The sequence below is a fragment of the Pseudomonas sp. FW215-R2 genome (assembly GCF_058789255.1).
Genome location: NZ_JBYTBO010000012.1, coordinates 58,895 through 78,201 on the forward strand (window position 1 = coordinate 58,895; position 19,307 = coordinate 78,201).

At 61.2% G+C, this 19,307-nt stretch carries 20 protein-coding genes and 1 riboswitch; of the genes, 11 read left to right on the forward strand and 9 right to left on the reverse strand.

Translation table 11 applies throughout. From position 1 onward, the window contains the following. The first annotated feature begins 57 nt into the window (after positions 1 to 57). Entirely contained in the window at positions 58 to 1,083 is a 1,026-nt protein-coding gene (locus AC3WRD_RS17700; RefSeq protein WP_102621689.1) for a GlxA family transcriptional regulator, read from the forward strand. A gap of 23 nt (positions 1,084 to 1,106) precedes the next feature. On the opposite strand, the gene AC3WRD_RS17705 is transcribed toward AC3WRD_RS17700, so the two are convergent. Next, complete coding sequence (locus AC3WRD_RS17705) at positions 1,107 to 2,168, reverse strand: alpha/beta fold hydrolase (RefSeq protein WP_102621640.1); 1,062 nt, start codon at positions 2,166 to 2,168, stop codon at positions 1,107 to 1,109. Positions 2,169 to 2,421: 253 nt separating this feature from the next. On the opposite strand from AC3WRD_RS17705, the gene AC3WRD_RS17710 reads away from it, so the two are divergent. The 4 genes from AC3WRD_RS17710 (at position 2,422) to AC3WRD_RS17725 (ending at position 4,884) form a co-directional block, all read left to right on the forward strand. Beyond that, positions 2,422 to 3,258 carry an AraC family transcriptional regulator gene (locus tag AC3WRD_RS17710; protein WP_102621639.1) on the forward strand — a complete coding sequence of 279 codons (837 nt, stop codon included), beginning with the start codon at positions 2,422 to 2,424 and terminating at the stop codon, positions 3,256 to 3,258. Positions 3,259 to 3,309: 51 nt separating this feature from the next. Next, the gene (locus AC3WRD_RS17715; RefSeq protein WP_102621638.1) at positions 3,310 to 3,906 is read left to right on the forward strand and encodes a LysE family translocator; all 597 of its coding nucleotides are present in this window, start codon (positions 3,310 to 3,312) and stop codon (positions 3,904 to 3,906) included. A 65-nt stretch (positions 3,907 to 3,971) separates the two neighbouring features. After that, on the forward strand, positions 3,972 to 4,667 hold the full coding sequence (locus AC3WRD_RS17720; RefSeq protein WP_102621637.1) for a tRNA (adenine(22)-N(1))-methyltransferase: 696 nt from the start codon (positions 3,972 to 3,974) through the stop codon (positions 4,665 to 4,667). 52 nt (positions 4,668 to 4,719) lie between these two features. Then, positions 4,720 to 4,884 (forward strand): DUF2986 domain-containing protein, encoded by a 165-nt coding sequence (locus AC3WRD_RS17725; protein ID WP_102621636.1) that lies wholly within the window; start codon positions 4,720 to 4,722, stop codon positions 4,882 to 4,884. 117 nt (positions 4,885 to 5,001) lie between these two features. Here AC3WRD_RS17725 and AC3WRD_RS17730 read toward each other — a convergent pair whose 3' ends face one another. The 3 genes from AC3WRD_RS17730 to AC3WRD_RS17740 all read right to left on the reverse strand — a co-directional run bounded on the left by AC3WRD_RS17730 (position 5,002) and on the right by AC3WRD_RS17740 (position 6,829). Further along, on the reverse strand, positions 5,002 to 5,355 hold the full coding sequence (locus AC3WRD_RS17730; protein WP_102621635.1) for a DUF190 domain-containing protein: 354 nt from the start codon (positions 5,353 to 5,355) through the stop codon (positions 5,002 to 5,004). A gap of 10 nt (positions 5,356 to 5,365) precedes the next feature. Then, entirely contained in the window at positions 5,366 to 5,749 is a 384-nt protein-coding gene (gene crcB, locus AC3WRD_RS17735) for a fluoride efflux transporter CrcB (protein WP_102621634.1), read from the reverse strand. A gap of 144 nt (positions 5,750 to 5,893) precedes the next feature. Continuing rightward, positions 5,894 to 5,954: riboswitch (Fluoride riboswitch) on the reverse strand. An 89-nt stretch (positions 5,955 to 6,043) separates the two neighbouring features. After that, entirely contained in the window at positions 6,044 to 6,829 is a 786-nt protein-coding gene (locus tag AC3WRD_RS17740) for an AraC family transcriptional regulator (RefSeq protein WP_096821702.1), read from the reverse strand. 109 nt (positions 6,830 to 6,938) lie between these two features. Between AC3WRD_RS17740 and AC3WRD_RS17745 the strand changes: the two genes are divergently transcribed. Next, positions 6,939 to 7,835 (forward strand): EamA family transporter, encoded by an 897-nt coding sequence (locus AC3WRD_RS17745; RefSeq protein ID WP_102621633.1) that lies wholly within the window; start codon positions 6,939 to 6,941, stop codon positions 7,833 to 7,835. 30 nt (positions 7,836 to 7,865) lie between these two features. Here the strand turns inward: AC3WRD_RS17745 and AC3WRD_RS17750 are convergent, their stop codons facing one another. Beyond that, positions 7,866 to 10,250, reverse strand: a complete 2,385-nt coding sequence (locus tag AC3WRD_RS17750) for a DUF3772 domain-containing protein (protein WP_102621632.1) — start codon at positions 10,248 to 10,250, stop codon at positions 7,866 to 7,868. 158 nt (positions 10,251 to 10,408) lie between these two features. On the opposite strand from AC3WRD_RS17750, the gene AC3WRD_RS17755 reads away from it, so the two are divergent. The 5 genes from AC3WRD_RS17755 (at position 10,409) to AC3WRD_RS17775 (ending at position 16,852) form a co-directional block, all read left to right on the forward strand. Further along, a complete protein-coding gene (locus AC3WRD_RS17755; RefSeq protein WP_096821826.1) occupies positions 10,409 to 10,750 on the forward strand; it encodes a hypothetical protein in 342 nt (113 codons plus the stop codon). Between the two features lie 99 nt (positions 10,751 to 10,849). Further along, positions 10,850 to 12,106: a TolC family protein gene (locus tag AC3WRD_RS17760; RefSeq protein WP_102621631.1), complete on the forward strand. Its 1,257-nt coding sequence runs from the start codon at positions 10,850 to 10,852 to the stop codon at positions 12,104 to 12,106. Next, positions 12,103 to 13,350: an efflux RND transporter periplasmic adaptor subunit gene (locus AC3WRD_RS17765; RefSeq protein ID WP_102621630.1), complete on the forward strand. Its 1,248-nt coding sequence runs from the start codon at positions 12,103 to 12,105 to the stop codon at positions 13,348 to 13,350. The genes AC3WRD_RS17760 and AC3WRD_RS17765 overlap by 4 nt, the downstream gene beginning before the upstream one ends. After that, positions 13,347 to 16,505, forward strand: a complete 3,159-nt coding sequence (locus tag AC3WRD_RS17770) for an efflux RND transporter permease subunit (RefSeq protein WP_102621629.1) — start codon at positions 13,347 to 13,349, stop codon at positions 16,503 to 16,505. Before AC3WRD_RS17765 ends, AC3WRD_RS17770 begins: the two co-directional genes overlap by 4 nt. Then, entirely contained in the window at positions 16,502 to 16,852 is a 351-nt protein-coding gene (locus tag AC3WRD_RS17775; protein ID WP_102621628.1) for a copper-binding protein, read from the forward strand. The genes AC3WRD_RS17770 and AC3WRD_RS17775 overlap by 4 nt, the downstream gene beginning before the upstream one ends. A gap of 55 nt (positions 16,853 to 16,907) precedes the next feature. Here AC3WRD_RS17775 and arsH read toward each other — a convergent pair whose 3' ends face one another. The 4 genes from arsH to AC3WRD_RS17795 form a co-directional block, all read right to left on the reverse strand. Next, a complete protein-coding gene (gene arsH / locus AC3WRD_RS17780) occupies positions 16,908 to 17,597 on the reverse strand; it encodes an arsenical resistance protein ArsH (RefSeq protein WP_102621627.1) in 690 nt (229 codons plus the stop codon). Between the two features lie 11 nt (positions 17,598 to 17,608). After that, positions 17,609 to 18,079, reverse strand: a complete 471-nt coding sequence (locus AC3WRD_RS17785; protein WP_102621626.1) for an arsenate reductase ArsC — start codon at positions 18,077 to 18,079, stop codon at positions 17,609 to 17,611. 9 nt (positions 18,080 to 18,088) lie between these two features. Beyond that, positions 18,089 to 18,436: a metalloregulator ArsR/SmtB family transcription factor gene (locus AC3WRD_RS17790; protein ID WP_102621625.1), complete on the reverse strand. Its 348-nt coding sequence runs from the start codon at positions 18,434 to 18,436 to the stop codon at positions 18,089 to 18,091. 103 nt (positions 18,437 to 18,539) lie between these two features. After that, a complete protein-coding gene (locus AC3WRD_RS17795; RefSeq protein ID WP_256580645.1) occupies positions 18,540 to 19,208 on the reverse strand; it encodes a hypothetical protein in 669 nt (222 codons plus the stop codon). Positions 19,209 to 19,307: the final 99 nt, after the last annotated feature.

The following is a 19,307-nucleotide window of genomic DNA, read 5'->3' on the forward strand; positions in this document are numbered from 1 at the left end:
CATTCCCGAGTATTTTGCCGCCCCGGCGGTTAGCATGGCGCTACAACAATGAAACCGATGGACCACACCTTGATCGAACGACGCCAATTCAGCGGTGGCATGAAGGGCAAGAACCTTCGCTACCTGAACGAGCCTTCCTCCGGGGCGGGGCGCATGACCCGCACGGGTTTTGTGCTGCTGGAGCATTTTTCCCTGCCAGCGTTTACCCAGGCGCTGGACACCATCATTACTTCGAATCTGCTGCGCCCCGGTCTGTTTTCCACACGAACCTTCGGCCTGAGCGATGGCGAGGTGATCAGCGATCTGGGTCTGGTCATTCGCCCGGATGCGCGACTCGATGCGGGTGCGATACAGGAACTGGATCTGCTGGTGATCTGCGGCGGTTACCGCACGGAATTGAAGGCCAGTGACGAGTTCATCGGTCTGCTGAAAATGGCCGCCGATGCGGGAGTGATACTCGCCGGGTTGTGGAACGGCTCATGGTTTTTGGGGCGGGCAGGGGTGCTGGAAGGTTATCGCTGTGCGATCCACCCGGAGCATCGACCGGCGCTGGCTGAGATTTCCAAGGCGACCCAGGTCAGCAGCGAACCCTATGTGATCGATCGCGACCGGCTGACCGCGTCGAGTCCCTCCGGCGCGTTCCACATGGCGCTGGACTGGATCAAGAGCCTGCACGACAAAGCGCTGGTCGAAGGGGTCGAAGACATTCTGGCGTTCGAGGAATCGCGCTACCGGCGGATCAAACCGACCGAGAACATCTGCGTCAGCGCACCGTTGCGCGAAGTGGTGAAGCTGATGGATGCCAACCTCGAAGAGCCGCTGGAACTGGAGCAACTGGCGGTGTACGCCGGGCGTTCCCGGCGTCAACTGGAGCGACTGTTCAAGGAACAACTGGGCACCACGCCGCAGCGTTATTACATGGAGCTGCGCATCACCGAAGCCCGGCGTCTGCTGCAACACACCGAACTGTCCCAGGTGGATGTGCTGGTGGCTTGCGGGTTCGTGTCGCCCAGCCATTTCAGCAAGTGCTACAGCGCCTATTTCGGTTATCGGCCGTCCAAGGAAAAACGGCTCGTCAAGTAACGAGCCGTTTTTTGTGCGCCGCTTCAGAGGTGGTCGGCGTCGATGATCGCCTTGGCAAAGGTCTGCGGACTTTCCTGCGGCAGGTTGTGGCCGATGCCGCCGTTGATCAGACGGAACTCGTACTTGCCGGTAAACCGCTTGGCGTAATCCTCGGGCGCCGGGTGTGGCGCGCCGTTGGCATCGCCTTCCAGAGTGATGGTCGGCACGCTGATCGATGGCGCGGTGGCGAGTTTCTGTTCCAGCGCTTCGTACTGGCTTTCACCCTGCACCAGGCCCAGACGCCAGCGGTAGTTGAACACGGTAATGGCGACGTGATCGGGGTTTTCCAGGGCCTTGGCGCTGCGGTCGAACGTAGCGTCGTCGAGCGCCCATTTCGGTGAGGCGGTCTGCCAGATCAGCTTGGCGAAATCGTGGGTGTTCTTGGCGTAGCCTGCGGCACCACGGTCGGTGGCGAAGTAGAACTGATACCACCATTGCAGCTCGGCCTTGGGCGGCAGCGGGTTCTTGCCGGCGGCCTGATTGCCGATCAGATAACCGCTGACCGACACCAGCGCCTTCACTCGTTCAGGCCACAGCGCCGAGACGATGTCCGCCGAACGCGCGCCCCAGTCGTAGCCGCCGAGCACGGCTTGTTTGATTTTCAGTGCATCCATGAAGTCGATGACGTCACTGGCGAGCGCCGCCGGCTGACCGTTGCGCACGGTCTTGTCGGAAAGGAAGTGCGTATCGCCATAACCCCGGGCGTACGGCATCAATACCCGATAACCCTTGGCCGCCAGCAGCGGCGCGACGTCGTCGTAGCTGTGAATGTCGTAGGGCCAGCCGTGCAGCAGAATCACCACCGGGCCATCGGCCGGGCCGGTTTCGGCGTAGGCCACGTCCAGTACACCGGCCTTCACATGCTTCAACGCGCCGAAGGGCAGGTCGGCTTTCACGCTGGCGACTTCAGCCTTGACCGATTGCGGCGCCGTCGATTCTGCGTTGGCGAACGTGCCGAATTGCATCAGGGCGGTGGCGAGAATCGACAGGCCCAGCAGGCGACGACGGGTGTTGCCGGTAGCGGTGGTGTGCAGTGCATGCTTCATGGGAAGACTCCTTTGCAATCGACGGGGTCGGGTTCGGGGTGAACCCTTCTGAACTGGAGTCCAGTAAAGCCTGTCGATGTATCCGCGCTGTTTCCGGTTTGCGCGCCAGATGCAGGCGGGTGTATCCGGGAGGCGGTCGTACACACTGAGATACAAACCCGTTGCAATGCGCCGGTAGCTGCACAAATCTTCTAAACGCGCTGGCATGAAGCGCGGTAATTTAGCCGTTGAACCCATTTCTCTGGAGCCTTGCGTGGACAAACGCAACTGGATCGACCTGTCCCAGGATGCCGACACCGGGATCGAGTCGATTCGTGCCCACTTCCAGGGCCATGCCTATGACCCGCACTGGCATGACAGTTTTCTGGTGGGCGTCACCGAGCAAGGGGTTCAGCAGTTCGATTGCCGGCGCGTGCGGCATTTCAGTACGCCGGGCAAGGTGATCATGCTGGAGCCGGGGGAAATCCACGATGGGCATGCGCCGACCGAGGAGGGTTTTACTTACTCCATGCTCTATTTCGATCCGCACTGGCTGGAGCGCGAGTTGCTTGCGCTGTTCGAACACGTGCCGGACAACAGTCAGCTCGGGTTCGCCGACACCCTGAGCCAGGATCCACGCCTGGCCACTTCCATCAATCAGGCCTTTCACGCCCTGCATCACGGCGATTTGCGCATCGTCCGGCAGAGCGCGATTGACACCTTGCTCGGATCGCTGACCGCTCATCTCGACTGGCGCAAGCGTCAGGCGTTCGATCCACGCTTGCCGCGAGTGGCGCAAGTCGCGCGGGACTATCTGCATGCCCATGCCTTCGAAGATATCGGGCTCGATGATCTGGCCCGGGCCTGCGGGGTTGACCGTTTTCGCCTGACCCGGGCGTTCAAGTCGGCCTTCGGTCTGGCGCCCCATGGCTACTTGATCCAGCTACGACTGGCTCGGGCCCGACAAATGCTGGCGCGAGGCGAAACGCCCGCCAACGTCGCCAGCGCGCTCGGGTTTGCCGATCAAAGCCATCTGGGCCGCTGGTTTCGCCGCGCCTATCACCTGACCCCTGCCGACTACCGCAAACGCTGCTCAAACCTTCCAGACTGAACGTCTCGCAACCGCGACCATGGCCTCCTGTTCTGATCCGGAGTTCCTGTCATGGAATCGTTGTTACCCTTTCTGCTGTTTTCCTTCGTTGCCTCGATCACCCCAGGGCCGACCAATATTCTGGTGATGAGCCACAGTTCGCGGCGCGGGATGCTGGCCACGCTGCCGATCATCTTCGGCGCCTGTGTGTCGGCTGCACTGGTGGTGCTGGTTGTCGGGCTCGGCGTGGGTGAAACGCTGCTGCGCTATCCCCGCGTGCAGCAGGCAATGGCCTGGGCCGGGGTGCTGTGGTTGAGCTGGCTGGCGTGGCAGATCTTTCGCAGTACGCCGCCATCGCTGGACTCCTCAACATCGGGTGACGACAGTTTCAGCGTTTTCGGTGCCGCCGGCCTGCAATTGATCAACCCCAAGGTCTGGATGATGGCCGTGGCGGTGGTGAGTGTGTTCGGCGGGAACGGTGACGAACAGGCGCGGATGGTGCTGTTGGCCTTTGTGTTTCTGCTGGTCTGCTTGCCGTGCATGACGGCGTGGGCGTTGTTGGGCGTAGGCAGTGCGCGGTTCTTTGGTTCGCCACAGGCATTCAGACGTATGAATGCCGGGCTGGCGCTTTTGCTGTTGTTGTCGGCTTGGTTGACGGTGTTGGTGTAGCCCCCCAGAATCGCGCCCCGTTCCGGCCACTGGTGCCGGACGCTCAAGGTGAAAAGGGGTAGCGGTTGAACGAACAGACATTGTCCATGCGCCTGGAGCGTGTAGCTGCGCACGTACCGGCCGGTGCGCGCCTGGCCGATATCGGCTCGGATCATGGCTACCTGCCGGTGGCGTTGATGCGTCGCGGCGCCATCGAGGCTGCGGTGGCGGGGGAGATGGCGTTGACGCCGTTCCGCTCGGCCGAACGCACAGTGCGTGAAAACGATCTGGGTCAACAGATCACCGTGCGCCTGGCCAATGGCTTGATGGCGATCGAGCCGCAAGACGGAATCACCGCGATCAGCGTCTGCGGCATGGGCGGCGAGACCATCCGCGACATTCTCGAGGCAGGCAAGGCACGTTTGAGCGGCCGCGAACGCCTGATCCTGCAACCCAACGGCGGCGAGCAACCGTTGCGCCAATGGCTGATGGACAACGACTACCGGATCCTTTGCGAGGAACTCTTGCGGGAAAACCGCTTCGACTACGAAATCATCGTTGCCGAACGCGATGGGCCGGTGGCCTACACCCCTGAGGAACTGTACTTCGGACCGTTGCAGATGCAGGCGCGCAGCCCGGCGTTTGTCAGCAAGTGGCAGCACCGGTTGCGACACAAGCAGCAGACCCTGAGCCACTTCGGGCGTGCGCGGCATGCCGTGTGCGAAGAGAAGGTGCAGGATCTGGCCCGGCAGGTGCGGTGGATCACCGAAGTGCTCGCTTGAACCCGGCTCAGGGCTGATATCATTCCACAACTTTCAAGCAGGGCAGAAAACGATGAACCGTCAGAAGAAACTGCAACAGCTCTTCAAGGAAAAATCCAGAAAGGCCAACGCCAAACTGGCGCCGAAAAGCAACAAGCCGAAGTACATCAGCAAGGCTGATCGGTTGAAACTGGCGGCTGAAGCGACTCCCGAGGAAAGCGTTTCCGTAGAGGAGTGATCGCAAGTTGCTTTGGCACAAGACCTTGCGAAAAGGGGACAGATTTATTTTCAGAAAATAAATCTGTCCCCTTTTGTCTTTTGGCCACAGCTCAGGCCAGCCTTGTTCAGGGCTGGTTCATGGGACGCCATGGGTTGAAGGGGGCGGGCTATTGGCCTTTTTGCCGACAAAGCCCATTTCAATCGGCGTCCTTATGTAAAACACAGAGAAATCTTCCGCTTCCAGGCGCTTGAACAGTCTGTCGCATTCTTCTTCGGTGATCGCCATTCGGATTTCCGTCGGCTGATCCGCGAGTTCAAAAAAGTGCGAGGAATGCAGTCGCCCGGTATGGCCAAAACCTTCAATGGCAGTGGAGAGGGTCGCACCGCGCAGGCCCAGTTCCTTTGCCAGATCGACAATCCAGTCGCCGAGCATCTTTCCTTGATGACGACGGTTTTGTTGAGTGAAGAAAATCACCAGAAAACCTTTCATTTCGGTCTCCTTAACGCGTGCCTATCAATTGATAGGACAACAGTCCCGCCGCAGTCATTGCCAGCGAACCGACGACGTGCAATGAAATCGAGCCGAGCGCCCAGAGCAGTCTGCCTTCCTGAATCAGGGCAACGGTTTCAGCCGAGAATGTAGAAAAGGTCGTCAGGCCACCGCAGAAGCCCGTGATGATCAGCAGCCGCCATTCGGGGCTCAGCGAAGGGGAGGCGGCAAGGAATGCGATAGCCAGGCCGATGATGTAGCCACCGACCATATTGGCAACCACGGTGCCCGGTGGAATCGCGGGGAACAAGGCGTTTAGTTTGATGCCCAGGATCCAGCGCAACCAGGCGCCCAGTGACGCACCCACGGCAATGACCAGAAGTGATTTCAGCATACCGGGCTTACCTCTTCAGACCGTTGCGGCCAAACAGGTAGCGGAGGGGAAAAGCAAAAAACAGCGGGTTGAATAAAGGGAATCATGATCCTGTCCTGTGGTTGGGGGACAGGGGAGCAGACACGCCTACGCACCCTGTCCAGGGTTCACGTAGGCATCATCAGCACGAGGCGGTTTGAGGAGGAATGCCATCTCCTGCAAAGATCCTAAAGCAATCAGACACGGCACTTCAACGACCAAAGGGGGACAGATCTATTTTCCAGAAAATAAATTCAGAAAATAAATCTGTCCCCTTTAAAGAAGAGATTTTTCTGCAAAGTATCGACTGGGCACTTCTCCCAGCAAGTGCTTGAAAGCCGTCGTGAATGCACTCGAGCTGCTATAGCCCAACATCATCGCGACCTGTGTGACCGACTGGCCTTTTCCCAACTGCACAACCGCAGAGAGCAGGCAGGCCTGCTGTCGCCATTCGATGTAACTGATGCCCGTGTGCACGCGAAACTGTCGGGTAAAGGTTCGGCGGCTCATGCCTGCACGTTGGGCCATTTCGTCGATACCCACCTCCAGCGAGGGCTGGGCCAGAAATTCGCGGCATACCCGCGCAAGACGCGGTTCTGTCGGCAACGGGGCGTTGAGTGACAGCGCGGGCATCCCGGCAATTTCGTGCAGCAACAACCCCATCAGATGACCGTCGCGCCCCTGAGTGGAATAGCGCGCAGGTACATCGATTGCCTTCAGCAACAACTGGCGCAACAACGGCGATACGTCCAACACCTGACACTGATCCGCCAGCCCGAGACGCTGCGCCGCATGTTTGCGGATATAGGTGTTGTGGAGCGTGACAGGGCCGCGCATCTGCATGGAATGAGGCAGTTGCGCCGGGACCCATATGCCGCGCTGAGGCGGGACGACCCAGTTGCCGTGATCGGTAAAGACGGTGATGACGCCACTGGCAGCATACGCAAACTGTCCACGCGGGTGGTCATGCAACGGGAACAGCGTTCCATCCGCGTAGTCACGTGCGGTCACGACGGCATCGCGGGGTGTGTTCTGGTAGGTCGGTACGGTTTTTTCGCGCATGGCCCGATATTAATGAAAGTTGGCCTGTGACTGAAAGCAGGCCAGGTCGATTGCTTGCATATTTCTCCTGGCACGAGCATTTCCGCTATGCGCTGGGGAAACACTGAATATGCAAAAGAAGCACTTTTTACTCGCCGTCCTGATAACGGCTGTCTGGGGATTGAACTTCCCCGTCACCAAGCTCGGGCTGGCCGGTATCGACCCTCTGCTGTTGACGGCGTTGCGTTTCGCACTGGCAGCGTTGCCCTGGGTGTTTTTCGTCAAGCGTCCGCAGGTTGCCTTCGGATGGATCGCGGCCTATGGGTTGATCTTCGGTGTCGCGATGTGGGCGTTGATCAATCAGGGGATCGCATGGGGCGTACCGCCGGGTAGCGCGTCGTTGCTGATCCAGTTCAGCGCGTTCTTCACGCTGGGCTGGGGCGTGCTCTTCTTTGGAGAACGCTTGCGACGGCTTCAGTTGATTGGCAGTGTGTTGGCTGCTGCAGGATTGGTGGGGATCGTCTTGTGCAGTCCCGGCGATGTACCGAGGGCTGGTTTTGCCCTGGTGATTGGCAGCGCAGTGGCCTGGAGCATGGGCAACGTGATCATCAAGGTTTCCAGAGTGCGTGAAATCTTTGCCTTCGTCGTCTGGGCGAGTTTGTTTCCACCCATCCCGCTCTTGCTGTTGACGTGGCTGCTACACGGTTCCGCTCCTTTCAATGCGCTGCCTTCGCAACTGAATGGCATGACGCTGTTTTCACTCGCGTTCCAGGTGTACGCCGCGACGCACTTCAGTTACTGGGGATGGAACCTGCTGTTGCGTGAATACCCGGTTTCGCGCGTGGCACCGTTGTCGCTGCTGATTCCGGTATTTGGCATCGTCAGTTCGATGATCATTCTCGGCCAACACCCTGGCCCCTTTGATTGGGCGTTTATCTTGCTGGTTCTACTGGCGCTGGCCTTGGGTTCAGTGAAGTTGCCCTTCACTCAACAGCGTTCGGCTCCGCAAGTGTCCACATCCCGCTGAGGATCTGCGCTTTCAGCCGGTTTAACCGCATCAGGCACTCGGCTGCACCGGTTTGGCCAACTCAATCCCCGCCGCCCCCAGCCGCTTGAGAATCTCGAACAACAAGTCACTCTTGGTCTTGCCGACAATCCGCGGGCTGTCGACGTAACCGGTCACGGTCAGGGTAATGCCATCGGGCGAAAGCTTGCTGAAGCGCACGAACGGCGCCGGTTTGCCAAGGATGGTTTCGTGCTCTTTGTAGGTGTCGAGCAACAGGTTTTTGACCTGTTCGGGATCGATGTCCAGCGGGAACATCAGCTCCAGCGTCGCCACGCCCTGGGCACTGCCGCCGAGGGTGACGTTGCGCAGATTCTGCGAGATCAGTTGCGAGTTGGGCACGATTACGATGGAGCGATCGCTGAGCTGGATCTCGGTGGCGCGCACGTTGATCCGGCGGATGTCGCCCTCGACGCCGCTGATGCTGATCAGGTCGCCGACCTTGACCGGGCGTTCGGTGAGCAGGATCAGGCCGGAGACGAAGTTCTTCACGATCTCCTGCAAACCGAAACCGATCCCCACCGACAGGGCGCTGACGATCCACGCCAGATTGGTCCACTTCACGCCCAGCGAAGACAGCGTCAGCAACACCACCAGCGCATAACCGATATTGGAAAACAGCGTGCTGAGCGAGGCGCACATGCCCGGGTCCATGTCAGTCTTGGGCAGAAATTCGTTGTCCAGCCAGCGGCGCAGGGCACGAATCAGGTAAATGCCGATCAGCAGCGCGAGCACCGCGTTGAGCAAATGCCCGGGAACAATGTTCAGTTTGCGCAGGCCGGCGCCACCGAGAATCGCGCCGATGTTGGTGGCCAACTGGCCGAGGGTGGTGCCGATGCCGCCGACGAACAGAGTGATCACCGCCAGCAGCAACAATGCGGCGCGGCCCACGCCGGCCAGCAGGGTCGAGGCTTGTTCGAGGCGCCGGTCGCCGACCCCCAGCAGTTGCTTCAGTGCCTTGCCGCTGGAGTGGCGGGGCGAGAAGAAGTATTCGCAGCTGTCCTTAAGCAACTGCATCAGCAGGTAGAAACCGGAAAACACGATAAACGCCCACACCAGTTCGTAGGTAATGAACCGGGCCAGCGACACATACCCCGTCAGCAACGCCCCCAATGAAATGACCATCGCCAGTGTCGCGAGGGTGTAGACCACGCCGGCGAACGTGTTGCCCGTCACCTGTGCATCGCCGGCCGCCGCCAGCGCCTTGCGCACCTTGCCAACGCGCATCAGCAGCACCGTGACGATGCCCAGTACCACCAGCGCAATCACGCCTCGGCCGGCGATCACGATCTGGCTGCTCATGCCGGACGCGTTGCTGACCTGCACCGCCGTCACCAGCACCAGCAGCGTGGCGGACAGGATCCGGGCGAACGGCTTGAGTGTCTGCGCCACCGGCTCGGCAATCACCGGCAGCCGCCACGACGGGTGCTCGGTGGACAGCAACGCGCGGCTCAGGCCGGTGATCATCACGCAGGCATACACCACTTTCTGGAACTCGTCGGAAAACGTCGCCAGCATCGGTGGCAACGGCACATGCCGCGTGCAGGCGTAATACAGCAACTCCAGGGCAATCGCGGTGGTCGCCAGTGTCGCCAGCGCCGAGGCAAACGCCAGGGAACTGCGGCGCAGCCGACCTTCCGGCATGCGATGAATGCACACCCACGCCAGCCAGCGGTCGGCCAGCCGGCGGCCCAATGTCCAGATGATGAAGGCCAGCACCACCAGCACACTGGTGTAGAACCGTTGCCCCGGCTGCCAGGCCTCGGTGCCGGTTTCCTGGATCTGATCGACGAATGAGCGCAGGCGCTGGCGATCGTCAGGGTCGGGATCGACCAATGGTGCCCAGAAACCGGGGCTCAGGATGCTGTCGGTGCCGAGGGTCAGCTCGCTTTCGAGCAACGTACGGCGAATGCTGGCAATTTGTGTGATCAGGTCGGTGGCGTTCTGCTTGAGTGTCGCCAGGTTCTTCAGGGCGGTGTCGACTTTGGTCTTCTGCTCGATCAGCGTCGCCCGTTGTGCGGCGATATCGGCCTGTTCAGCGGCCACCGTTTCCGCCGGCGTCGCCCCCAATACGCCCAGTTGCACGGTCAGTTGTGCCTGCTGCGGCAGCAGCGACGCCGACAACCGGTCGATGTCCAGAATGAACATCTGCACCCGATCCTGCGGGCCTTCGAGCTGGTTGTAGTTGTTGGCGGACGAGATCTGCTGCTTGAGGCCATCGAGGCGTTGTTGCAACGCTTGCAGATCGTTTTGGCCGACCCCGGGAAGCGGGGCGCCGATGTCGATTGCGCTCGACAAGTCAGCGGCCGACACGCTTGTCAGGCCCGGACCGAGCAGGGTCAGAGCGACGAATACCAATGACATCAATGCATTGCGCATGGGACTGGCTGATTCCGGTTGATCACACAATCAATGAGGTTAGGTGATCAGGCGCCTGCTGCATCATTTTCTGCTGCTAATCCTGGCTTAATGCGTGTCCGGTGATATCGCCGGGCATCGAATTGAAAGCACTCTTTTTCGCGACTAAACTCCCGGCCATGAAACGCTATCTGCGGTTTTGTCTCATCTTCCTGATCAGCCTGGCGCTTCCCCTCAGCGGGATGGCGGGCGTGCAGGCGCCGACAGAACCCTGCCCGATGCAAGCCATGGGCATGGCGATGATGGACGGCATGAACATGGATTGCTGCAAGGACATGAAAAGTCCTGCCGACCATGGCACTCCCTGCAAGCCAGGCCAGGAGTGCAAGACCGGCGGCGTGCTGCAGGTCTCGATCCTCAAGCCGCCCGTCACTGTGTTCAGCCCCGTGACGCTTTCATTCTTCAGTGATTCCCTGCCTGTAGCGACCCCGTCCGGGGTCTGGCGACCGCCCCGCGTCTGATTCCTGTCTCCCTTCGAAGCTCATTCCGCCCAGGCGGAGTGGATTGGCTGTGCGCGTGTTTTTCACCGCGCGCAGCGGACGATCACAGGAATCGTAAACATGAAATTCAAGTGCAATTGCACGGGGTGGCCGTTGGTGGCCAGTCTCGCGGCAAGCGTGCTGGCGTGGCCGGGTTTTGCCGCCGCGCTGACACTCGATGAAGCGCTGCGGCTGGCGGAAACCCATGCGCCGTCGCTGAATGCGCAAGACGCAAAAATCCAGGCCGCCAGCAGCGCCGCCATCCCGGCGGGGGAGCTGCCCGATCCGAAACTGGTGCTGGGCGTGCAGAACTATCCCGTCGGCGGCCCGGATCGCTACAGCCTCGACCAGGACTTTATGACCATGCAAATGGTCGGCTGGCGCCAGGACATGCCCAACGGCGACAAGCGCAAGGCACGCATCGAGGTCGCCGACGCGGCCATCGAGCGTGCGGCGGCGGAACGTCGCGTCGAGCGCCTGAAAGTCCGTCAGGCCACGGCACTGGCCTGGATCGGCAGTTATTCGGTGGAGCGCAAACAGGGTTTGCTTCAGGACTTCTACAAGGAAAACCGTCTGCTGACCGACACCGTCCGGGCGCAGATCGCTGGCGGCCGCGCGCAACCTGCCGACGCCGTGACGCCGAAGCAGGAAGCCGCCCGACTGGCGGAGCAGGAAGACAACCTGACACTGGAACGCAGCCAGGCCCGGTCGGCCCTCAAACGCTGGATCGGTGCGGCCGCCAACGACAAACCCGAAGGCAACTTGCCGCAGTGGCCGGTCGAGCCCGCCACCTTCAACCATCAACTGCAACACCATCCCGAACTGGCCGCGTTTGCGCCCATGACCCGCGAAGCGCAGGCGAAGGTGCAAGAGGCGGTGTCCGAGAAAAAGTCCGACTGGAGCTGGGAAGTGGATTACCAGCACCGTGGCCGCGAGTTTGGCGACATGGTCAGCGTGCAGTTCTCCTGGGATTTGCCGTTGTTTCCCGAGACCCGGCAGAACCCGAAAATCGCCGCCCGACAAGCCGAGCTCAGCCAACTGGAAGCCGAGCGCGAAGCCCTGTCCCGTGAGCACACCGAGCAATTGGAAAACCAGTTGGCCGACTACGCGCGCCTCGACCGGGCGCTGCTGCGCAGTCAGCAAAGCCTCGTGCCGCTGGCCAAAGAGAAAGTCGACTTGAGTCTGGCCAGTTATCGCGCCGGCAAGGGCGATCTGAACGCGGTGGTCAGCGCCCGCCGGGAACTCATTGAGGCTCGCTTCAAACAGATCGACGTGGAAGAACAGCGCGCACTGACCGCTGCACGTCTGCATTTCGCTTATGGAGAGACCCGCCTGTGAACCGACCCAATTTCAATGGCTTCTGGCTGGCCGGTCTCGCCCTCGCAGTGGGCGTTGCCGCAGGCTACGGCGTGGCTTATCAGCGCATGAACGGCGAACCCGGCGCAGCTCCGGAGCAGGGCGCCACATCGAAAGCCTTGTACTGGTACGACCCGATGTACCCGCAGCAGAAGTTCGATAAACCGGGCAAGTCGCCCTTCATGGACATGCAACTGGTACCGCGATACGCCAGCGAAGGCGCAGGCAATGCGACGGTCAGCATCGATCCGGGCCTGACCCAGAATCTGGGCTTGCGCACGGCAAAGGTCACGCGCGGGGCCTTTGCCTCCAGCCTCGATGTGACAGGCGTACTGGCGTTCAACGAGCGGGATGTGACGGTGATCCAGACGCGTACCAGCGGGTTTGTCGAACGGGTTTATGCCCGGGCACCGGGGGATGTGTTGGCGGCAGGCGCGCCGTTGGCAGACATTCTCGTACCGGACTGGGCGGCGGCGCAGACCGAGTTTCTCGCCCTCAAGCGCAGCGGCGACCGGGACCTGATCGCAGCGGCGCGCCAGCGTTTGCAACTGACCGGCATGCCATCGAACCTGATTGTCCAGGTGGAGCGCAGTGGCAAGGTCCAGCCGAACCTGACCGTCACCAGCCCGGTGGGCGGCGTGTTGCAGGAGCTCAACGTGCGCACCGGCATGACCGTGGCGAACGGCGAAACACTGGCGCGGATCAACGGCCTGGGCAGTGTCTGGCTCGCTGTGGCGGTACCGGAGTCGCAAACCGGCTCAATCACCGAGGGGCAGTCCATCGAAGCGCGACTGCCGGCGTTTCCCGGCACCGTGTTCAACGGCAAGGTCAGCGCGATTCTGCCGGACACCAACCCCGACAGCCGCACCCTGCGCGTACGGGTCGAATTGGCCAACGCTGATGGACGCTTGCGGCCGGGGATGACCGCACAAGTACGGCTGAACCGCTCGACCGGGCAAGACAAGCTGTGGGTGCCGACCGAAGCGGTCATCCGTACCGGCAAGCGCGCGTTGGTCATGCTCGCTGAAGAGGCGGGGCACTACCGCCCGGTAGAGGTACGTCTCGGTCAGGAAAGCGACGGCAAAACGGTGATCCTCAAAGGTCTGGAGGAGGGGCAGGAAGTGGTGACGTCCGGCCAGTTCCTGCTCGATTCCGAGGCCAGTCTCAGGGGCATCGTCGCCGAGCCGCTTGAGGTGGACGGGAACGCCTCGGGGAGCCAGCCATGATCGCCGCGCTGATTCGCTGGTCCGTGGCCAACCGCTTTCTGGTGCTGTTGGCGACGCTATTTGTCACGGCCTGGGGGGTGTGGTCGGTGCAGAGCACGCCGATCGATGCGCTGCCGGATCTGTCCGACGTGCAGGTGATCATCCGCACGCCGTATCCCGGACAGGCGCCGCAGATTGTCGAGAACCAGGTGACCTATCCGCTGACGACCACCATGCTCTCGGTGCCGGGGGCGAAAACCGTGCGCGGCTATTCGTTCTTCGGTGACAGCTTCGTTTATGTGCTGTTCGAGGACGGCACCGATCAGTACTGGGCGCGCTCGCGGGTGCTGGAATACCTGAGCCAGATCCAGAGTCGCCTGCCGGCCAGTGCCAAACCGGCGTTGGGACCGGACGCCACCGGGGTCGGCTGGATCTATCAGTACGCGTTGGTGGATCGCAGTGGCCAGCACGATCTGGCGCAGTTGCGCGCGTTGCAGGACTGGTTCCTCAAATTCGAGCTCAAGACCCTGCCCAACGTCGCCGAAGTCGCCACCCTCGGCGGCATGGTCAAGCAGTATCAGGTGCAGCCCGACCCGGTGCGGCTGGCCAGTCTCGGCATCACCCTGGCGCAGGTGCGTGAGGCCATCGGCAAAGCCAATCAGGAAACCGGCGGTGCCGTGCTGGAAATGGCCGAGACCGAGTTCATCGTGCGGGCCTCCGGCTACCTGAAGAGCCTCGACGACTTCCGGGCGATCCCCCTCAAACTCGGCGCCAGTGGAGTGCCGGTGACTTTGGGCGATGTCGCGACGATCCAGACCGGGCCGGACATGCGCCGCGGCATCACCGAGCTGGACGGCCAGGGCGAGACCGTCGGTGGCGTGGTGATCCTGCGCAGCGGCAAGAACGCCCGCGAGACCATCGCGGCGGTCAAGGCCAAGCTCGACGACATGAAAAACAGCCTGCCGCCCGGCGTGGAGATCGTCACCACTTACGATCGCAGCAAGCTGATCGACCGCGCCGTCGATAACCTCAGCCACAAACTGCTCGAAGAGTTCATCGTCGTTGCGCTGGTTTGCGGGATCTTCCTCTGGCATTTGCGCTCTTCATTGGTGGCGATCATCTCGTTGCCGGTGGGTGTGCTGATCGCTTTTATCGTGATGCGCCATCAGGGGCTGAACGCCAACATCATGTCGTTGGGCGGGATTGCCATCGCCATCGGCGCGATGGTCGATGCGGCCGTGGTGATGATCGAGAATGCCCACAAGAAAATCGAAGCGTGGCACGCGGCCAATCCGGGACAGGAACTCAAGGGCGAGCGCCATTGGCAGGTGATGACAGACGCGGCAGCGGAAGTGGGGCCGGCGCTGTTTTTTTGCCTGTTGATCATCACGCTGTCGTTCATTCCGGTGTTTACCTTGCAGGCGCAGGAAGGGCGGCTGTTCGGTCCGCTGGCGTTCACCAAGACTTACGCCATGGCGGCGGCAGCGGGGTTGTCGGTGACGCTGGTGCCGGTGCTGATGGGCTACTGGATCCGTGGACGGATTCCGGATGAGCGACGCAACCCGCTCAACCGCTGGCTGATCCGGATCTACCAGCCGGCGCTGGATGCGGTGTTGCGCCGACCGAAATTCACCTTGCTGGTGGCGCTGCTGGTGTTCATCAGCGCGGCATGGCCGATCTCCAGGCTCGGTGGCGAGTTTCTCCCGCCGCTGGACGAGGGCGATCTGCTGTACATGCCGTCGGCCTTACCGGGACTGTCGGCGCAAAAAGCCTCGCAGTTGCTGCAGCAGACTGATCGGCTGATCAAGACCGTGCCCGAAGTCGAGCATGTGTTCGGCAAGGCCGGCCGTGCCGAAACCGCCACCGATCCGGCACCGCTGGAGATGTTCGAAACCACCATTCAGTTCAAGCCCCATGAGCAATGGCGCCCGGGCACGACCCCGGAGAAACTCGTGGAAGAACTGGACCGTGTGGTGAAGGTGCCGGGCCTGACCAACATCTGGATTCCGCCGATCCGCAACCGTATCGACATGCTCGCCACCGGGATCAAAAGTCCCATCGGCGTGAAAGTCGCCGGCAACGATCTGGCCCAGATCGACGCGGCGACTCAAGCCGTCGAACGCGTGGCCAAAGAGGTGCCCGGTGTCAGCTCAGCGCTGGCCGAACGCCTGACCGGTGGCCGCTACATCGACGTCGATATCGATCGCAACGCCGCAGGTCGCTATGGGCTGAACATCAGTGATGTGCAGTCGATCGTCGCCGGTGCCATTGGCGGCGAGAACATCGGGGAAACCATCGAAGGACTGGCACGCTTCCCGATCAACATCCGTTACCCGCGAGAGTGGCGTGACTCGCCCGGTGCTCTGGAGCAACTGCCGATCTACACGCCTTCGGGCAGTCAGGTCACCCTCGGCATGCTGGCGAAGATCAAGGTCACGGACGGCCCGCCGATGCTCAAGAGCGAAAACGCCCGACCGTCCGGCTGGGTGTACATCGACGTGCGGGGCCGGGACATCGCTTCGGTGGTGGCTGATCTGCGCCGCGCGGTCAGCGAACAGGTCAAGTTGCAGCCGGGCATGAGCCTGAGCTACTCGGGGCAGTTCGAGTTTCTCGAACGGGCCAATGCTCGCCTGAAACTCGTGGTGCCGGCCACGCTGCTGATCATCTTTGTGCTGCTCTACCTGACCTTCGCCCGTTTCGATGAGGCGCTGCTGATCATGGCCACGTTGCCATTCGCCCTGAGCGGAGGTGCGTGGTTTCTCTACCTGCTGGGCTACAACCTGTCGGTCGCCACCGGGGTTGGCTTCATTGCGCTGGCCGGTGTTTCTGCCGAGTTCGGCGTGATCATGCTGCTCTATCTGAAAAACGCCTGGGCTGAACGCGAAGACCTCGGCGATCGCACCGAGCGCGAATTGGTCGCAGCGATTCGCGAAGGCGCTGTGCAGCGCGTACGCCCCAAAGCCATGACCGTGGCCGTGATCATCGCCGGGCTTTTGCCGATTCTGCTCGGTAGCGGCTCCGGCAGCGAGGTCATGAGCCGCATTGCCGCGCCCATGGTCGGCGGCATGGTCACGGCGCCCTTGTTGTCCCTGTTCGTCATCCCGGCGGCGTATCGACTGATGCGCCGTCGTCACTTGTCCGTTGAAACCCTCCAACCTGAAGGAAAAACCTCATGAAACTGATCCCGATCACTGTTGCCGGCACGCTGGTTGCGTTTGCATTGACTGCCCACGCCGACGACATGCCCGGCATGAAGATGGACGACATGCAGGGCATGCAGATGCAGGCCGCCACTCAACAGGCTCCGGCCGCGAATGCCGAAGGCACGATCAAGGCCATCGATGCCACGAAGCACACTGTGACCATCGCTCATGGTGCGGTTGCGGCGTTGCAGTGGCCGCCGATGACCATGGGGTTTGCGGCAACTGAGGAACAGTTGGCCGGGTTGGCGGTGGGGGACCGGGTGAAGTTTTCGTTCCGGATGGAGGGCAGCAAAGCGACGCTGGTTTCGATCAGCCAGTAAGGCTGTGAAGTAAAAAAAACGGCGCGAATCATCGCGCCGGTTTTTATTCAGGTTTTCAGATCGAGCGCTGATTGACCCGCTGCATCAGTTCCTCCGCCGACTCCTTGCGCTCCGAGTAGCGATCCACCAGGTCCGGGCGATCACGCAGCAACAGCGTGAATTTCACCAGTTCCTCCATCACGTCGACCACCCGGTCGTACAGCGCCGAAGGCTTCATGCGATTGCCTTCGTCAAACTCCAGATACGCCTTGGGCACCGACGACTGATTGGGGATGGTGAACATGCGCATCCAGCGGCCCAGCACGCGCAGTTGATTGACCACGTTGAACGATTGCGAACCACCGCAGACCTGCATCACTGCCAGGGTCTTGCCCTGGGTCGGGCGCACCGCACCGAGGGCCAGCGGCACCCAGTCGATCTGCGCCTTGAACACCGCCGACATCGCGCCGTGACGTTCGGGCGAACACCAGACTTGGCCTTCGGACCATTGCATCAGCTCGAGCAGTTCCTGGACTTTCGGATGGTCGCCGGGCGCATCGTCCGGCAGCGGCAAGCCCGAGGGGTTGAAGATCCGCGTCTCGGCTCCGAAGTGCTCCAGCAGTCGCGCGGCTTCTTCCACCAGCAATCGGCTGAACGAGCGTGGGCGGGTCGAGCCGTACAACAGCAGAATACGCGGCTTGTGGAGGCCGTCGTCGCGGGTGGTTTTCTGAATCAGTGATGGATCGAGGTTAGGCAGGTCGGTCATGACGGCTCCGGTCACAGCGTGCTGATGCGGTCGAGCTCACGCTTGAGGGCATCGCGGTCGAGTTGGGCGAAGGGCAGTGCGAGGAAGGCCCGGCAGCGGGTTTCGATCCGGGCGAGGGTCCCGTGGAAGGCTGCGTTGATGGCGGCTTCATCGCCGCGCACCTCCGACGGATCCTCCAGCCCCCAATGGGCCTTCAAGGCCGGGCCGAAGTAGACGGGGCAGGCTTCGCCGGCAGCCTTGTCGCACACGGTGATGACAATGTCCGGCGGGTTGTCTTCGAAGGCGTCGTTGCCCTTGCTGCTCAACCCGGCGATGGAAATGCCGGCCTCCTGCAGCGTGGTCAGGCTGCGCGGCAGCACCTGGCCCTTGGGGAAACTGCCGGCGCTGACCGCTTCGAAACCTTGCGGCGCCAGGTGATTGAACATCGCTTCGGACAGAATGCTGCGGCAGCTGTTGGCGGTGCACATGAATAGAACGCGCATGTTCGGTCCTCAGCAGCAGGCGGATGTATTGAGCGGGCGGTCACCCATGGCATCGAGCCGGGCGCTGTTTTCTTCCAGCCACGCGGTGTTGGCGGCCAGGGTGGTTTCAAGCAGTGTGCGGATCCACGCTGGCAGGTCAGGGTTGAGCCGGTAATAAACCCACTGGCCCTGACGGCGATCCAGCAGCAAGCCGCAGGTGCGCAACTGCGCGAGATGGCGGGAAATCTTTGGCTGACTGTCCTCCAGCGCGCAGACCAGTTCGCAGACACACAGCTCACCTTCACGGGTGATCAGCAGCGTGGCCCGGGCGCGGGTTTCGTCGGCGAGGCATTTGAAAACGGAGGCGGGATTGAGCATGACAATGCCTTCAATACATATGGTTGTCCGAATATACGGATTTCCATATGTATTGGGCAAGCCTCTTGTTTAATGAACTCTGCGGAAACGCTGTCAGAGAGGATCACGCAAGGTAAGGGGCCAGGATGTCGTGCAGTGGACGGGCAAGGGCGAGCGTCCGTTTGACTGTTATCAGTTCCGAACCTGCCAGACGCTTGCTGCCCAGTCTGCAGAAAACACCGCCCGGATCGATGTGCAGCGAAAACAGTCCGATGACCTCGTTCCCAATGACTTTTACGATCAACTCCATGAAGGCTTCATGCGGTGTGCTGGCGGTCAGGTAGGTGAACTCCTCAACAGTAGCACTGCCAGCCCAAGACACTTCATCCCAGGCCAGACGATCCAGGTGTATGAAGTTTTGCTGCGTCTGCAAATCCTCCACAAGCGCTCGCAATACATTCACAAACCGCTCACAGGCAAGGATTTCGAGTTCGTATCGATAAAGGCCTGAGGGGGCAGTGCCGACGACTTTGGCGGTCAGGAGGTAGCTCTGCGCAATTTCCGAAGGCTGTCCATCCCAGCCATTCAGGTCGGATACCGGCGGGCACCAAATGACCTGAATTGTTTCGCCGGTGCGGATCAGTTCGCTTTGATCAAAACGGGCCGATGTGGTTTGGCCAACACGTGGCAATAAGTCGTGGAGGTGGAGTACCGGGGCACTGTAATCGATGCCGGAGTCCTGTGACCAGAATGTGGGGAAGTGGATTTTCATGGGGTGATCGTAGTTCATCATGTGGCTCTCGGGTCTTCATCAGCCGGTAAAACGCTTACCAGGTTATCGCCAGCCCAGGCGCTGGCTGAAGGCCAGATGCTCGCCAATCCACAACCCGCG

Coding starts and splice junctions, on each gene's coding strand:
- AC3WRD_RS17700 (WP_102621689.1), top strand. CDS start 58: ATGGACCACACCTTGATCGAACGACGCCAATTCAGCGGTGGCATGAAG.
- AC3WRD_RS17705 (WP_102621640.1), bottom strand. CDS start 2,168: ATGAAGCATGCACTGCACACCACCGCTACCGGCAACACCCGTCGTCGC.
- AC3WRD_RS17715 (WP_102621638.1), top strand. CDS start 3,310: ATGGAATCGTTGTTACCCTTTCTGCTGTTTTCCTTCGTTGCCTCGATC.
- AC3WRD_RS17725 (WP_102621636.1), top strand. CDS start 4,720: ATGAACCGTCAGAAGAAACTGCAACAGCTCTTCAAGGAAAAATCCAGA.
- AC3WRD_RS17730 (WP_102621635.1), bottom strand. CDS start 5,355: ATGAAAGGTTTTCTGGTGATTTTCTTCACTCAACAAAACCGTCGTCAT.
- crcB (WP_102621634.1), bottom strand. CDS start 5,749: ATGCTGAAATCACTTCTGGTCATTGCCGTGGGTGCGTCACTGGGCGCC.
- AC3WRD_RS17740 (WP_096821702.1), bottom strand. CDS start 6,829: ATGCGCGAAAAAACCGTACCGACCTACCAGAACACACCCCGCGATGCC.
- AC3WRD_RS17745 (WP_102621633.1), top strand. CDS start 6,939: ATGCAAAAGAAGCACTTTTTACTCGCCGTCCTGATAACGGCTGTCTGG.
- AC3WRD_RS17750 (WP_102621632.1), bottom strand. CDS start 10,250: ATGCGCAATGCATTGATGTCATTGGTATTCGTCGCTCTGACCCTGCTC.
- AC3WRD_RS17755 (WP_096821826.1), top strand. CDS start 10,409: ATGAAACGCTATCTGCGGTTTTGTCTCATCTTCCTGATCAGCCTGGCG.
- AC3WRD_RS17760 (WP_102621631.1), top strand. CDS start 10,850: ATGAAATTCAAGTGCAATTGCACGGGGTGGCCGTTGGTGGCCAGTCTC.
- AC3WRD_RS17770 (WP_102621629.1), top strand. CDS start 13,347: ATGATCGCCGCGCTGATTCGCTGGTCCGTGGCCAACCGCTTTCTGGTG.
- AC3WRD_RS17775 (WP_102621628.1), top strand. CDS start 16,502: ATGAAACTGATCCCGATCACTGTTGCCGGCACGCTGGTTGCGTTTGCA.
- arsH (WP_102621627.1), bottom strand. CDS start 17,597: ATGACCGACCTGCCTAACCTCGATCCATCACTGATTCAGAAAACCACC.
- AC3WRD_RS17785 (WP_102621626.1), bottom strand. CDS start 18,079: ATGCGCGTTCTATTCATGTGCACCGCCAACAGCTGCCGCAGCATTCTG.
- AC3WRD_RS17790 (WP_102621625.1), bottom strand. CDS start 18,436: ATGCTCAATCCCGCCTCCGTTTTCAAATGCCTCGCCGACGAAACCCGC.
- AC3WRD_RS17795 (WP_256580645.1), bottom strand. CDS start 19,208: ATGATGAACTACGATCACCCCATGAAAATCCACTTCCCCACATTCTGG.